Below are 13,570 nucleotides of genomic sequence, written 5' to 3' on the forward strand. Positions count from 1 at the left end.
TCGCACTCCTGAGCTATGTAAACAGACTGATTTCAGTCCACAATATTGAGTAACGCTCTCCTATGGCTACTGACTCTCAACGTCACCTTAAAACCGGCGGTGACCCTCGTACGCTTGCTGATTATGCGGCGCTGCGCGATGAACTGAATAAACTGACTCATCCGGCGCGACCGGATGTGAACTGGAAGCATGCTGAAAAACTGTGTCTTTCGCTCTTCGAACATAATGGCGTTGAACTGCAAACTGCAGCCTGGTATACGCTGGTGCGAACGCAGCTTGCCGGGGCTTATGGCTTGAATGAAGGGCTGGCGATACTGGATGCGCTCATCTCCCGGCAGTGGGGGGCGCTCTGGCCCCAGCAGGTTCATGCCAGGATGGAGATCCTGTCAGGTCTGAGTCGGAGGCTTCAGCAGGCATTGCGCACGTTGACGCTGACCTGGGATGATTTGAGTCAGCTATATGTTGCGGAACAACATCTGACGCACCTGAATGAGGTTATGCAGCGCCTTGAACTAAAACACCTTAGCCAGATTGAAACGTTACGAGCTCAGGTGCATGCCGCCGCTGTCCGCCTGGAAAATAGCGAGCCCGTCACACAGGAAACAGCCGGTGTGACGCTGCCTCTCGATCCTCAGATGGTTGAGATTGCCGACAGAGACAAGTGGGTCTATGTTGTCCCGGAAGAGCCAAAAGTGGCCCGTCCACCGGCGGCAGAACTCAGTGCCTGGAAACCTTTTTTTCTCGGTATGTTCACAATGCTTCTGATTGCCAGCGTGTTGGTATGGGGCTGGAAAGCGTTGGATACGCCAGACAGTTTGAGGCAACAGTACGCTTTATCTTTATCACCGCTGCCGATGGCTCTTAATAGGGAGCAGTTACTGGAATTCCGGCAGAATGCGCCCTCGCCAGAAGAAGGGATCCGAGAGACACAACAGCAGTTAGAGCGACTGTCCAGCCTGCCGCCGGAGTGGTCATTACGCTACAGGGAACAGCTTATTCAACAGGCTCAGGCATTATGGCCAGAGCAGGCAAAGCCGCTGGCAGCGCAATGGCGACAGCAACTGAACGCATCACTTCCCACAGCGGAGCAACTTAACAGCTGGAACCAGGGGATGACGCAGTTACAGGCACTTACCCAACGGCTGAATACACTGGATGAAAAGCGCGGCAAGTACATGACCGTTAGCGAGTTGAAGTCGGAGGTGTTTTCGATAATTCAGGCGTTTAATGGGGCGGTGCCGCTGGAGGAACAGTTGCGGCAGCTTGGTCTGGAGAGTGCGATTACGCCGATACAGAGGCATCAAGCTGAAGCGTCACTTGAGGCATTACTGAACTACTACTCCCAGTTCACCCCATCACCCTTTAATTAAAGCCTCTTTCTCATTCTCTGCCATAATTACTCTTTTTCGCAGGGCAGGAATAACGATGATAACGCTATGTAAAGCCTGCGGTACGTCTTACGACTGCGGGCAGGGCCACGTTGAGCGGTGCAAAATTTGTGAGGATGAGCGACAGTATGTACCTGTGTCCGGGCAGGCATGGATGGATTTTGATGAACTCACGCGTAGTCATTCCAATAAGTGGCGGCAGCACGCGGCGAAACTGTTCAGCCTGAAAACTGTTCCATCTTTCGCAATAAACCAAAGGGCTTTCTTGCTCGTTACGCCTGCGGGAAATGTTCTCTGGGATTGTATCGCGAATCTGGATCCCGCCACGAAATCTCTCGTCTCTGCGCTGGGAGGCGTTAACGCCATTGCCATTTCCCATCCACATTACTACACCACCATGCAGGACTGGGCGGAAACCTTTAATGCGCCGATCTATCTCCATAGCGACGATCGCGCGTGGATAATGCGTGACAGTCCCTATATTCACTTATGGAAAGGGGATACGTACGCACTCTTACCGGGTATTAGGCTGTTACGTCTGGGAGGCCATTTTGCCGGAGGTACAGTATTGCACTGGGAAGAGGGCGAAGGCACGATTCTGGCAGGGGATATTTTGCAGATTACTCCAGGGGCAAACGCTGTGTCGTTTATGTGGAGCTACCCCAATATGCTGCCCTTGGCAGCTGAAACCGTAGCCAGAATTCTACAGCGCTTAACGACGGTAAAATTTGCCCGCATGTATGGTGCGTTTGAAGGGCAGGATATTACTAACAATGCCAGTGAGATCGTTCAATGCTCAGGAGCGAAATATATCACTTGCCTGAAACCGAATTCATGCTAACGAGGGGGATCACCCCCTCAGACTCAAACGATCAATCCAGCTTGGCTTTGTTGATGGCGCTTAGTGAAGTATTAACGTCGAAGATTTTAGCGACAACCTCAGCAACGCCGAGATGTTTCAACCGTGCGGTATGCTTGTCGAGATAGGCAAACGCCGTCTCCTCGCTCTCAAACAGATAAATTCCCCCCGCCTCTTTATTCTTTTCACTTTCCGTCCAGACTTTCCACAAAAAGCCCGGTTCCTGGTTGATTGACTCAGCCAGACCACGAAGCTGCTCAGCCATTTCCTGACCAAACGGACCGTTAAAGGCAAAGTGAAGCTGTAATAATTTAGGCATAGTCATTCTCCGTTTTAAAACTCAAAAGATGAGTCGATCCTGTGAATGCAGAATCTGTAATGTAACGAAAATGAGATGCAGGGAACAGTGTAAATGAAGTTCAGAAAATAATGAGGAAGAAGAAAAGCACCAGATCAGGAAAATCTGGTGCGTCCGAGTGGACTCGAACCACCGACCCCCACCATGTCAAGGTGGTGCTCTAACCAACTGAGCTACGGACGCAGAATGGTGCGTTCAATTGGACTCGAACCAACGACCCCCACCATGTCAAGGTGGTGCTCTAACCAACTGAGCTATGAACGCAACGTTGTAGGTGACAACGGGGACGAATATTAGCGGCAGAGCCGGAATGAGGCAAGAGGGAAATGGTAATTTTCTTCCGGATTTCACTCGATTGCAGAGTTAGTGCGCAAAATGTTGACAGAATAGCCGCCCGCAGGCGGCTATTGCCGGTTTATCGCGCGGCGCGTTGCAATATTACCGCTGACGGCTGGCGTTGCAGGAAACGCATTCGCAGCATCATCATGATGGCCGCAGAGGTCAGGCCGATAATAAAGCCCATCCAGAAACCTGCCGGGCCCATCCGGTCAACCACCAGATCGGTCAGCGCAAGGATATAACCGCTGGGTAGGCCCAGCACCCAATACGCGGTAAAGGTAATAAAAAAGATAGAGCGCGTATCTTTGTAACCACGCAAAATCCCGCTGCCTATCACCTGGATAGAGTCAGAAATCTGATAAATTGCCGCCAGGAGCATCAGCTGCGCCGCCAGGGTAACCACTTCCGGATTGTCGTTGTAGAGCAGGGCGATCTGCTCGCGAAACGATACGGTAAAAATCGCCGTGATACACGCCATGCACACGCCCGTTCCCAGACCAGTGCGTGCAGCGGTCTGCGCATCCAGCGTGGAGCCTTGTCCCAGTCGGTAGCCCACGCGGATGGTCACAGCTGCAGCCAGCGACATCGGTAACACAAACATCAGTGAACTGAAGTTCAGGGCAATCTGATGACCCGCAACATCGACAATACCCAGCGGCGAAACCAAGAGTGCCACAACAGCAAATAGCGTGACTTCAAAGAACAGCGCCAGCGCGATCGGCAAACCTAACTGAATAAGACGCTTCATCACCTCGTTGTCCGGTTTGCTGAAGCGATGCACGTTACGGATATCGCGCATTGAACGCGCATTTTTGACGTACCAGATCATGGCGCCAAACATCACCCAGTACACGGCAGCGGTAGCAACACCACAGCCAACGCCGCCCAGTTCTGGCATCCCGAAGTGACCATAAATAAACACATAGTTCACCGGAATGTTAACCAACAGTCCGATAAAGCCCATGACCATGCCGGGCTTGGTTTTTGCCAGCCCTTCACATTGATTACGCGCTACCTGGAAGAACAGATAGCCTGGCGCGCCCCACAATAGCGCGCGAAGATAACCGACGGCTTTATCTGCCAATGCCGGATCAATGTTATGCATTGAACGGATGATGTAACCCGCATTCCATAACACCACCATAATCAGCACCGAGACGATACCCGCGAGCCAGAAGCCCTGGCGCACCTGATGGGCAATACGTTCGCGTCGGCCGGAACCATTAAGCTGGGCAATAACAGGGGTGAGCGCCAGCAACAGTCCGTGTCCGAACAGAATGGCGGGAAGCCAGATCGAGGTGCCGATCGCCACGGCCGCCATGTCGGTGGCACTATAGCCACCGGCCATAACCGTATCGACAAACCCCATTGCGGTTTGGGCGACTTGCGCAAGAATCACCGGAATTGCCAGAGCCAATAACTGACGCGCTTCGCTAATATACTTCTGCACGTGAACACCTATAGAATTGTTTTTATTTATGAGACTAAAAAAGCCGCCACGTGTGGCAGCAAGAAGAAGATGCAGGGGAAATTTCAGTCTATTGTAGCGAGGAATGCATAATTCTCCAGTGAAAAAACACCTTGACCGGGTGCTTTACTGGCAACCTGATTTTCCAACTGTTATTGTTGCAGGCAGAAATGTATTAACTGAATTCAGGAGTTGCAGTTATGTTTACGGGTATTGTTCAGGGCACCGCCAAAGTGGTGTCAATTGATGAAAAACCAAATTTTCGCACCCATGTAGTGGAATTACCTGAACACATGCTGGACGCTCTGGAAACGGGCGCATCGGTGGCGCATAACGGCTGCTGCCTGACCGTGACAGAAATAAATGGCAATCTCATCAGTTTTGATCTGATGAAAGAGACACTGCGAATAACGAATCTCGGTGAGTTGAAGGTCGGCGACCGCGTTAATGTTGAGCGTGCAGCCAAATTTAGCGATGAAATTGGCGGACACTTGATGTCCGGGCATATCATCACTACCGCTGAAATTTCGAAGATCTTAACCTCCGAAAACAACCGTCAAATCTGGTTTAAAATCCAGGATCCCACGTTGATGAAATATATCCTGTATAAAGGATTTATTGGCATTGACGGTATTAGCTTAACTGTCGGCGAAGTGACGCCAACACGTTTCTGTGTACATCTCATTCCGGAAACACTGGAGCGCACTACGCTGGGTAAGAAAAAGCTGGGCGCACGGGTCAATATTGAAATTGATCCGCAGACGCAGGCCGTAGTGGACACGGTCGAACGCGTGCTGGCGGCGCGCGAAATGGTGGTGGTGAAACACGAGAGTGAAGCCTAGGGGAATTTTCGCCCCTGCATAACAGCGGGGGCAAAACGACTAGCGAGGAACACGCAAACCGTTTTCAACGCCGCGAGAGAAAACCACCTGCCAGAGTTGAATATCACGGGCCCGGAACGCACCGGCGCAGGCATTCAGATAATAGCTGAACATCCGTTTAAAACGTTCAGAATAGTGTTCCGCGATTTCCGGCCATGTGGCGATGAAACGCTCATGCCACGCCATCAGAGTCTTGTCGTAATCCGCACCGAAGTTGTGCCAGTCCTCCATGATAAAATGCGCTTCACTGGCATTGGCGATTTGGCGCACAGAGGGAAGGCAGCCATTCGGGAAGATATATTTATTGATCCACGGGTCGACGTTATTATCCGTTTTCTTCGAACCAATAGTATGCAGCAGGAAAAGACCGTCAGGTTTTAAATTGCGGTCGACCACGTTGAAATACGTTGGATAATTCTTCGGTCCGACATGTTCGAACATACCCACCGAGACAATGCGGTCAAACTGGTCATCCAGGTCCCGATAATCCTGGAGTAGAATCGTCACATCCAGCCCGGCGCACCGCGCCTGCGCCATTTTTTGCTGTTCAGCGGAAATGGTCACGCCTACGACGCTAACCCCATAGTGGCTGGCCATATAGTGTGACAGACCGCCCCAGCCGCAGCCGATATCCAGCACGCGCATACCAGGCCGCAAATGCAGCTTCTCACAGATCAGTTTCAGTTTTTCGCGTTGTGCTGACTCGAGCGAGTCCGTGTCTTTCCAGTAGGCGCAGGAATACTGCATATAAGGATCAAGCATACGACTGAAAAGGTCATTACCGAGATCGTAATGTTCTTTACCAACTATCCAGGCGCGCTTTTTACTTTGTAAATTGAACAGGCGTGCGCCAGCGATGCGGAGCGTATCTTTAAAGTGGCGGGGTAGTTGGCCTTCCAGTCCGGCCCGTAAAACCTTACTGAAAAAGATGTCCAGTCGTTCGCATTCCCACCAGCCGTCCATGTAGCTCTCACCCAGACCCAGTGACCCCTCTTGTAATACACGTTTGAAAAATTTGGGGTTCGTAACCTGTATGTCTGCGGGAGAGGAACCGTTTATGGTGATACCCGCACGGCTTAATAATTCGTTGGTGATCCGGTACCAGTCGTCATCCGGAACGCTGACTTCTTCTATACACGATGAGCTCATAGTTTCTCCATCACTGGTCGGTGATTAGAACCTTAAAACAGCGTAGACGCTTTTTAGGCTTTGTGAGAAATCTCACGGAATATTTCGCGAGTCTATTAATCGACGTAGAGCAGAGGAAAGGAGGAAACCTTGCCGAATAGGCCATCCATGGTGAAACGGGAACGCTCCGGTTCCCGTTAATACATAATTATTTTCGTATTTTTAACAACCGAGATTTAGTATAGGCCTCAAAATCTGATGATTCAATCAAAAATTGTTAGGTGGCTAATCAATATAAAATATCATTGATATCAATGAGATTCGCTATGGGCAATCTCTGCTGCGTGGTCGTTTATCGGTTCGCAAGCCTGAGGCAGCGAACGCATTTTATAACCCAATCCTGCCAGCAGAACGGTCGTCAGCATGACACTGGTCGTTGTCAGCAGCGGCGTGCTGATAAGCCAGGATACGACCAGGCTTGCGAGGAAACACAGCCCCAGTTGCAGGGTGTTTTGCAAGGCCGCCGCCCGGCCTGTCGCCTGAGGGAAAGGCCGCAGCGCTTCTGCCACTACGATGGGATAAATGGCACCGTTGGCAATTGCCATCACGCAGAACGGGATCAGAATCTCAGTCAGCGAAACGTTGTGAATAAAGCCAGCAGCCCAGGTGCCAACAACGCTTAGCGCATAGACCACCAGCAACCAGGGGAGTAACTGCTTGCCTTGCCATTTTTGCAGGGCGGCGCGACAGCCGTAACCGCCAATCAAAAACGCAATGGTCTGCGGCACGTAGCTAAGACCTATTACCGCGGGGCTGTAGCCCATTTCACTGAGAATAAACGGCGAACCGGTAAGCCAGGCAAAGAAACTGGCTGAACATGCGGCATAAATTAATACATTGCCCCGGTAGGTTTTCGAACGCAGAAGCGTGGTGAAGGTCAGTTTCTCGTGGTTATCATGACGTGCTTTACTGGACGGCTTCAGACGCAACGCTGGCAGCATCAGAATAAGGGTAATAGCGAACAGCGTGGCAAAAATGGCCTGCCAGGAGAAATGGGTCAGGATCCAACTGCCCAGCAGCGGTGCCAGGGCTGGAGATAACCCGACCAACGGCATAATCGTGGCGAAAATGCGGTTAATTTTCTGCGAGGGATAGTAATCCGTAACCAGAGCCTGCCAGATAACCGTTGCCGCACAGACGCCAACGGCCTGGATAAAGCGCAGGACGAGCAGCCCGGTTGCGCTTTCAACCCATAACATCCCCAAACTGCCCACCGCAAAAATCGACAGGCCCAACAGGAGAATTGGCTTACGTCCGTAGCGGTCCGAAAGCGGTCCCCACAGCAGTTGCGCCACCGCAAAGCCGGCTAAGAACAGGCTCAGGCTGGCACTGACCGCGGAGGCTGGGGTTTGCAGGTCAGACTGGATGGTGGCAAAAGCCGGCAGATACATATCCGTCGCCAGAAAACCCAACACGCTGAGTCCTGCCAGCCACACTAAAAACCCTTTTCCAGGTTGCATACATGTTCTCTTAATTAACCTAATGACAATGCGGCAGAGTGTAGGGAGTGTATTTCTGCTTGTGAAACGGTAATATTTGGACATTGCATTCAAAAATTTTGCAGGCAGATTATGTGGTCAGAATACGCACTGGAAGTGGTCGATGCTGTCGCGCGCAACGGCAGCTTTAGTTCAGCGGCGCAAGAGTTACACCGTGTTCCTTCTGCGGTCAGTTACACCGTGCGTCAGCTTGAAGAATGGCTGGCAGTCCCGCTTTTTGAGCGGCGTCATCGGGATGTCGTATTAACGCCCGCTGGCGCGTGGTTTTTGAAAGAAGGCCGTTCTGTTATCAAAAAAATGCAGGACACACGGCAACAGTGTCAGCAGATTGCTAACGGCTGGCGCGGGCAATTGCCGATCGCGGTGGACAATATTGTTCGCCCGGAACGCACCCAGCAAATGATCGTTGATTTCTATCGCCATTTTGATGACGTAGAGTTACTGGTTTTTCAGGAGGTTTTCAACGGTGTGTGGGACGCGCTTTCTGATGGCAGGGTAGAGCTTGCTATCGGTGCAACGCAGGCGATACCCGTTGGGGGACGCTACACCTTCCGTGATATGGGGATGCTGAGCTGGAGTTGCGTGGTAGCAAAGCAGCATCCCTTAGCGGCGATGCGCGGCCCCCTGAGTGATGACACTCTGCGCAACTGGCCATCACTGGTGCTGGAGGATACGTCGCGTACCCTGCCAAAACGCGTGACCTGGCTACTTGATAACCAAAGGCGGATGGTCGTTCCGGACTGGAACTCTTCGGCGACCTGCATTTCTGCCGGGCTGTGCATCGGCATGGTGCCCACGCATTTTGCTAAACCGCGGCTTAATGACGGACAGTGGGTGGCACTGGAACTGGAGAATCCGTTCCCGGATGCGGCATGCTGCCTGACATGGCAGCAGAACGATACCTCACCTGCGCTTGCCTGGCTGCTGGACTATCTGGGAGACAGCGAAACGCTGAACAGAGAGTGGTTGCGGGAGCCGGAAGAGACTCCCGCAGTAAAGAATTAACGACGATAGTCGCGGAACGGACCATCCGCAACGGAACGACGTTCAATGAGGCGCGGATGAACTTCGATAGACTGCGACTCTTCGCGTTTGTTGACGATACGGTCTAACAGCATATTAAAGGCGGTTTCACCCAGTGAATCTTTTGGCTGATGGATCGTCGTTAATGCCGGCGTAAAGAAGCGGGCGTTACGCACATTATCATAACCGATCAGCGAAATGTCCTGCGGCACGCGCAGTCCCATCTCATCCGCAGCGCAAAGCGCGCCCATCGCCATAATATCACCGCCGCAAAAGACCGCCGTTGGGCGATGCGACTGCGACAGGATCTGCTGCATGGCGCGGTAACCGGATTCCGGCTCAAAATCACCCTGAACAATCCAGTTTTCCGGAACCTTGATCAGTGCTTCTTCCATCGCCTTCATAAAACCGGCCAGACGTCCGGCACCGGTATTTCGCTCCATCGGCCCCGGAATGACGCCGATCTCTCGATGACCGCGATCGACAAGATAACGACCCGCCATATAGCCGCCCTCAAAGGCGTTATCAATCACCGTATCGGTAAAATCTGCTTTGGCTTCGCCCCAGTCCATTACCACCATTGGGATATGGCGATACTCTTCGAGCATGGAAAGCAGGGGCTCCGGGTACTCAGAGCACATCACCAGCAGGCCGTCGACGCGTTTCTGCGCCATCATTGAGAGATAGGCCTGCTGTTTTTCGAGGCTATTCCATGCATTACCCAGAATCAGGGTGTAGCCTTTCTGGAAGCAGTTTTTTTCCACGGCTTCAATAATTTCTGCAAAATACGCAGCTTCGCTACTGGTCGCCAACAGTCCAATAGACTTGGTGTGGTTCACCTTCAGGCTACGGGCAACGGCGCTGGGGGAATAGTGCAATTCTTTGATTGCCGCCCACACCGCATTGCGTGTTTCTTCAGCGACGAAACGCGTCTTGTTAATTACGTGTGATACGGTTGTAGTGGAAACGTTTGCTCGCTTCGCTACATCTTTAATTGTTGCCATTACATCTCACTCCAGACCCTAACCCGATCGTTAAACTACGTTAAGTAAACGTTTGCCTTCACACACCCCGATCGCAACATCAGGGTTGCGGCACGCCGGGAAAACGACACGGAACGACAGGAAGGGGTCAATGGCCAGTACGCTAAATTAGTAAGCGTGGAATTCTGGCTGATCTTAACGAAAAGGGGAAGTGCTAAAAACAGATATCACTCTAAATCGTGGGAGATTTTTACTCAGAAGTGTGTAAAAATGCGCTATATCACTTTTTGTGTGGGAATAAAAAGGAGAAAAGTTGATGAGTACCGATCTTAAGTTTTCCGTAGTGACCACAGTTATTGTTCTGGCCCTGATCGTTGCGGGTGGTTTGACGGCAGCACTGCACTGATTCACCGAGAGGGAGCATGCGCTCCCTCATACCTTCCTGCCAATATCCCTGTCTGAATTGTTATCTAATCTGCAATAGTCTTTTGTACTTTTGTTAATTTCATTTTTTTGTGATTGATGTCATGCTTTTCACTCATACATGAGCATCGCGTTTCAACGCGAAGAGGCGGAGCAATCAACACATGAAAATTAATTATCCGTTACTGGCGCTGGCAATCGGTGCGTTTGGTATAGGAACTACAGAATTCTCACCGATGGGCTTATTGCCCGTCATCGCTAATGGCGTCGGCGTGTCAATACCGGCAGCGGGGATGTTGATCAGCGCTTATGCCGTTGGAGTAATGGTCGGCGCGCCGCTGATGACGCTGCTGCTTTCACATCGTGGACGTCGTAACGCGCTGATCTTTTTGATGGCAATCTTTACACTTGGCAATGTGCTTTCTGCTATTTCGCCAGATTACACCACGCTGATGCTGTCGCGGATTCTGACCAGCCTTAACCACGGCGCGTTCTTCGGGCTGGGCTCTGTTGTTGCTGCGAGTGTAGTCCCGAAACATAAACAGGCCAGCGCGGTGGCAACCATGTTTATGGGGCTGACCATCGCCAATATCGGTGGCGTCCCCGCAGCGACCTGGCTGGGTGAAACTATCGGCTGGCGCATGTCGTTTATGGCAACCGCCGGTCTGGGCGTTATCTCCATGGTGAGTCTGTTCTTCTCATTGCCGAAAGGCGGAGCGGGCACGCGTCCGGAAGTGAAAAAAGAACTGGCAGTTTTAATGCGCCCACAGGTGTTGTCTGCCTTAATGACCACAGTGCTGGGTGCGGGCGCCATGTTCACACTTTACACCTATATCGCACCTGTGCTGCACAGTATTACCAACGCAACCCCTGCGTTTGTCACCGGAATGCTCGTCCTGATTGGTGTGGGTTTTTCAATCGGTAATTATCTTGGCGGGAAACTGGCCGACCGTTCGGTTAATGGTACATTGAAGGGCTTTCTGTTGCTTCTGATGGTGATCATGCTGGCAATACCGTTTCTCGCGAAGAGTGAGTGGGGGGCGGCCGTCAGTATGGTGGTTTGGGGCGCGGCAACATTTGCCGTCGTGCCGCCGCTTCAGATGCGAGTCATGCGTGTCGCACACGAAGCGCCTGGTCTTTCTTCCTCTGTGAACATAGGCGCATTTAACCTGGGAAATGCGTTAGGTGCAGCAGCAGGCGGGGCGGTGATCTCCGGCGGATTAGGCTATAGCTTTGTCCCGGTCATGGGGGCGATTGTCGCAGGGCTGGCACTGTTACTGGTGTTTGTATCAGCGAGAAAACAGCCTCAGGCAGAGTGTGTTGCCAGCTAAATAAAAATGCCTGATGGCAGCGTTAGCGCCATCAGGCATTTAACAGATTATGCAGCGAAGTTTTTCGCGACAAACTCCCAGTTCACCAGCGCCCAGAAGTTTTCCAGATAGCCAGGACGCGCATTACGATAGTCGATATAGTAGGCGTGTTCCCAGACATCAACGGTCATCAGCGGCGTGGCATCAGTCGTCAGCGGCGTACCGGCGTTTGACGTAGATACGATAGCCAGTTTCCCCTCTTTCCCTTTAACTAACCAGGTCCAGCCAGAGCCAAAGTTCTTAATGGCGGCATCGGTAAACTGTGCTTTAAATTCAGCAAAGCTACCGAAAGCAGCGGCAATGGCTTCAGCCAGCTTACCGGTCGGTTCACCCCCCGCGTTTGGTGCCAGGCAGTGCCAGTAGAAAGTGTGGTTCCAGACCTGAGCCGCGTTATTGAATACACCACCTTCAGAGCTACGCACGATCTCTTCCAGTGACTTTCCTTCAAACGCGGTGCCTTTAATCAGGTTGTTCAGATTGGTGACATACGTCTGGTGATGTTTACCGTAGTGATACTCCAGCGTTTCAGCCGAAATATGCGGCGCGAGGGCGTCTTTAGCATACGGTAGTGCAGGTAATTCGAACGACATTGCTTCTCTCCTTATTTTCCCGTCATGCTCCAGGCTGCAGATGCGTTAGCTGCACACGTTCACCCCAGCCACTTACAGTGATAAGCCACCGGGGATTCGAGTCACTCCCTTGCTGCCATTCTGCACCCCAAACCATTCAGGGATTTAAAATTATACATTCGCACAATAACCCTATTGTACGTAAGGATAGGGTAGCAAATTGAAAGGTGTGGCAAAAGAAGAACTTACCCTGTTGACTGAACAACAGGGTAAGTTTTATCGAATGGTTTTAGGCGTCATAACCCGACGCGCGCCCACATAGTGGCGCTGCCAGTAGTCTTCGCTGAGGGAAGTGATCTGAATTTCCTGACCGCTGCGCGGCGACTGAATGAATTTTCCGTTACCGACATACACGCCGACATGATCTGCCGTTCCACGTCCCTGAGTGCGGAAAAACACCAGATCGCCATTCATTAATTCACCACGCTTAATCGGTGCCGCGTCACGCAGGTGATACATCTCGTTTGCGGTACGTGGAATACGGAATTTCACCAAATCCTTATAGGCATAATAGACCAGGCCACTGCAATCAAAACCGGTGCGCGGAGAAGTACCGCCCCAGTGATACGGCTTACCGATCTGGCTCATCAATTTGTTCATCGCCGTCGAGGTTGCCTTTTGCATTTTTACTTTATGCGCGTCGGCAATCGTCCCCGGCATGCTGCCTTTAACCTTTACGCAATGCGGCTTACGCCCTTTGCGCGGCGTGCATTTCTCTGTCCAGGTTACCGCTGCGGTTTTCTTGACCGCAGATTTCGCTTTGCGGCTGACGGTTTTGGTTTTTTTAGTAGAAGCGGCAGTGGGCTTTTTGCTGGAAGAGACGGTTTTAGTTTTAGCAGTGGTTTTACGGGAGGGCTTGCTGGCTGTTTTACTGGTTTTATTACTGGCTCTGGCCGTTACGGTACTTTTCTTTTTTTCAGATGCTTTTTTTGTATGTGTAACTTCAGATGTAGTGCTGGCGTGCCTTGAGCCATGTGCTGAAGGCAGAACGCAAATAGATGTAAAAAGTAAAGCACAGAGCGTGATCGAAATCCGGTTTATCCGCGCCACTGGCAGTCCTCGGTTAAGGCAGGTTGAATCATACCTGCGTGTGATTTACAAAACGTTAGGATTCTAATCTATAGAAACAACGATTGTTAATAGCTTTTATTGTTAAAAATAG

General features: G+C 51.5%; 13 protein-coding genes and 2 tRNA genes. 6 read left to right on the plus strand and 9 right to left on the minus strand.

The annotated features are described in order from the left end of the window. Nucleotides 1–62 precede the first annotated feature (62 nt). Together HVY19_RS09415 and HVY19_RS09420 are read left to right on the plus strand one after the other, a co-directional pair. Complete coding sequence (locus tag HVY19_RS09415) at nucleotides 63–1,370, plus strand: VasL domain-containing protein (RefSeq protein WP_181684036.1); 1,308 nt, start codon at nucleotides 63–65, stop codon at nucleotides 1,368–1,370. 55 nt (nucleotides 1,371–1,425) lie between these two features. Continuing rightward, nucleotides 1,426–2,229 (plus strand): MBL fold metallo-hydrolase, encoded by an 804-nt coding sequence (locus tag HVY19_RS09420; protein WP_181684037.1) that lies wholly within the window; start codon nucleotides 1,426–1,428, stop codon nucleotides 2,227–2,229. A gap of 31 nt (nucleotides 2,230–2,260) precedes the next feature. Here the strand turns inward: HVY19_RS09420 and HVY19_RS09425 are convergent, their stop codons facing one another. The 4 genes from HVY19_RS09425 to mdtK form a co-directional block, all read right to left on the minus strand. Continuing rightward, nucleotides 2,261–2,566 carry a monooxygenase gene (locus HVY19_RS09425; RefSeq protein ID WP_181684038.1) on the minus strand — a complete coding sequence of 102 codons (306 nt, stop codon included), beginning with the start codon at nucleotides 2,564–2,566 and terminating at the stop codon, nucleotides 2,261–2,263. Between the two features lie 145 nt (nucleotides 2,567–2,711). Then, nucleotides 2,712–2,788, minus strand: a tRNA-Val gene (locus tag HVY19_RS09430). Nucleotides 2,789–2,792: 4 nt separating this feature from the next. After that, nucleotides 2,793–2,869: transfer RNA gene (locus HVY19_RS09435), tRNA-Val, on the minus strand. 151 nt (nucleotides 2,870–3,020) lie between these two features. After that, nucleotides 3,021–4,394 (minus strand): MdtK family multidrug efflux MATE transporter, encoded by a 1,374-nt coding sequence (mdtK, locus tag HVY19_RS09440; protein ID WP_181684039.1) that lies wholly within the window; start codon nucleotides 4,392–4,394, stop codon nucleotides 3,021–3,023. 218 nt (nucleotides 4,395–4,612) lie between these two features. Between mdtK and HVY19_RS09445 the strand changes: the two genes are divergently transcribed. Further along, a complete protein-coding gene (locus tag HVY19_RS09445; RefSeq protein WP_181684040.1) occupies nucleotides 4,613–5,254 on the plus strand; it encodes a riboflavin synthase subunit alpha in 642 nt (213 codons plus the stop codon). Between the two features lie 39 nt (nucleotides 5,255–5,293). Here HVY19_RS09445 and cfa read toward each other — a convergent pair whose 3' ends face one another. Both cfa and punC read right to left on the minus strand, forming a co-directional pair. After that, a complete protein-coding gene (gene cfa, locus HVY19_RS09450; protein ID WP_181684041.1) occupies nucleotides 5,294–6,442 on the minus strand; it encodes a cyclopropane fatty acyl phospholipid synthase in 1,149 nt (382 codons plus the stop codon). Between the two features lie 290 nt (nucleotides 6,443–6,732). Beyond that, nucleotides 6,733–7,941 carry a purine nucleoside transporter PunC gene (gene punC / locus HVY19_RS09455; protein ID WP_181684042.1) on the minus strand — a complete coding sequence of 403 codons (1,209 nt, stop codon included), beginning with the start codon at nucleotides 7,939–7,941 and terminating at the stop codon, nucleotides 6,733–6,735. 111 nt (nucleotides 7,942–8,052) lie between these two features. Here punC and punR point away from each other — a divergent pair, with 111 nt between their 5' ends. Then, nucleotides 8,053–8,985, plus strand: a complete 933-nt coding sequence (gene punR, locus HVY19_RS09460; protein WP_181684043.1) for a DNA-binding transcriptional activator PunR — start codon at nucleotides 8,053–8,055, stop codon at nucleotides 8,983–8,985. Here the strand turns inward: punR and purR are convergent. Then, on the minus strand, nucleotides 8,982–10,007 hold the full coding sequence (gene purR / locus HVY19_RS09465; protein WP_181684044.1) for an HTH-type transcriptional repressor PurR: 1,026 nt from the start codon (nucleotides 10,005–10,007) through the stop codon (nucleotides 8,982–8,984). The two genes, punR and purR, sit on opposite strands and share 4 nt — an antisense overlap. A gap of 295 nt (nucleotides 10,008–10,302) precedes the next feature. On the opposite strand from purR, the gene HVY19_RS09470 reads away from it, so the two are divergent. Together HVY19_RS09470 and HVY19_RS09475 are read left to right on the plus strand one after the other, a co-directional pair. Further along, nucleotides 10,303–10,392, plus strand: coding sequence for a YnhF family membrane protein (locus HVY19_RS09470; RefSeq protein WP_181684045.1), 90 nt, complete (start codon nucleotides 10,303–10,305; stop codon nucleotides 10,390–10,392). 181 nt (nucleotides 10,393–10,573) lie between these two features. Continuing rightward, nucleotides 10,574–11,740, plus strand: coding sequence for an MFS transporter (locus HVY19_RS09475; RefSeq protein ID WP_181684046.1), 1,167 nt, complete (start codon nucleotides 10,574–10,576; stop codon nucleotides 11,738–11,740). A 47-nt stretch (nucleotides 11,741–11,787) separates the two neighbouring features. Here HVY19_RS09475 and sodB read toward each other — a convergent pair whose 3' ends face one another. Together sodB and HVY19_RS09485 are read right to left on the minus strand one after the other, a co-directional pair. Continuing rightward, on the minus strand, nucleotides 11,788–12,369 hold the full coding sequence (sodB, locus tag HVY19_RS09480) for a superoxide dismutase [Fe] (RefSeq protein ID WP_181684047.1): 582 nt from the start codon (nucleotides 12,367–12,369) through the stop codon (nucleotides 11,788–11,790). 255 nt (nucleotides 12,370–12,624) lie between these two features. Then, the gene (locus tag HVY19_RS09485; RefSeq protein WP_181684048.1) at nucleotides 12,625–13,458 is read right to left on the minus strand and encodes a C40 family peptidase; all 834 of its coding nucleotides are present in this window, start codon (nucleotides 13,456–13,458) and stop codon (nucleotides 12,625–12,627) included. Nucleotides 13,459–13,570 lie beyond the last annotated feature (112 nt).

Origin of the sequence: Citrobacter sp. RHB25-C09 (assembly GCF_013836145.1) — a bacterium.
Taxonomy (GTDB): Bacteria; Pseudomonadota; Gammaproteobacteria; order Enterobacterales; family Enterobacteriaceae; genus Citrobacter_A.

Coding starts and splice junctions, on each gene's coding strand:
- HVY19_RS09470 (WP_181684045.1), top strand. CDS start 10,303: ATGAGTACCGATCTTAAGTTTTCCGTAGTGACCACAGTTATTGTTCTG.
- HVY19_RS09475 (WP_181684046.1), top strand. CDS start 10,574: ATGAAAATTAATTATCCGTTACTGGCGCTGGCAATCGGTGCGTTTGGT.
- HVY19_RS09420 (WP_181684037.1), top strand. CDS start 1,426: ATGATAACGCTATGTAAAGCCTGCGGTACGTCTTACGACTGCGGGCAG.
- HVY19_RS09425 (WP_181684038.1), bottom strand. CDS start 2,566: ATGCCTAAATTATTACAGCTTCACTTTGCCTTTAACGGTCCGTTTGGT.
- punR (WP_181684043.1), top strand. CDS start 8,053: ATGTGGTCAGAATACGCACTGGAAGTGGTCGATGCTGTCGCGCGCAAC.
- purR (WP_181684044.1), bottom strand. CDS start 10,007: ATGGCAACAATTAAAGATGTAGCGAAGCGAGCAAACGTTTCCACTACA.
- HVY19_RS09415 (WP_181684036.1), top strand. CDS start 63: ATGGCTACTGACTCTCAACGTCACCTTAAAACCGGCGGTGACCCTCGT.
- sodB (WP_181684047.1), bottom strand. CDS start 12,369: ATGTCGTTCGAATTACCTGCACTACCGTATGCTAAAGACGCCCTCGCG.
- HVY19_RS09445 (WP_181684040.1), top strand. CDS start 4,613: ATGTTTACGGGTATTGTTCAGGGCACCGCCAAAGTGGTGTCAATTGAT.
- punC (WP_181684042.1), bottom strand. CDS start 7,941: ATGCAACCTGGAAAAGGGTTTTTAGTGTGGCTGGCAGGACTCAGCGTG.
- cfa (WP_181684041.1), bottom strand. CDS start 6,442: ATGAGCTCATCGTGTATAGAAGAAGTCAGCGTTCCGGATGACGACTGG.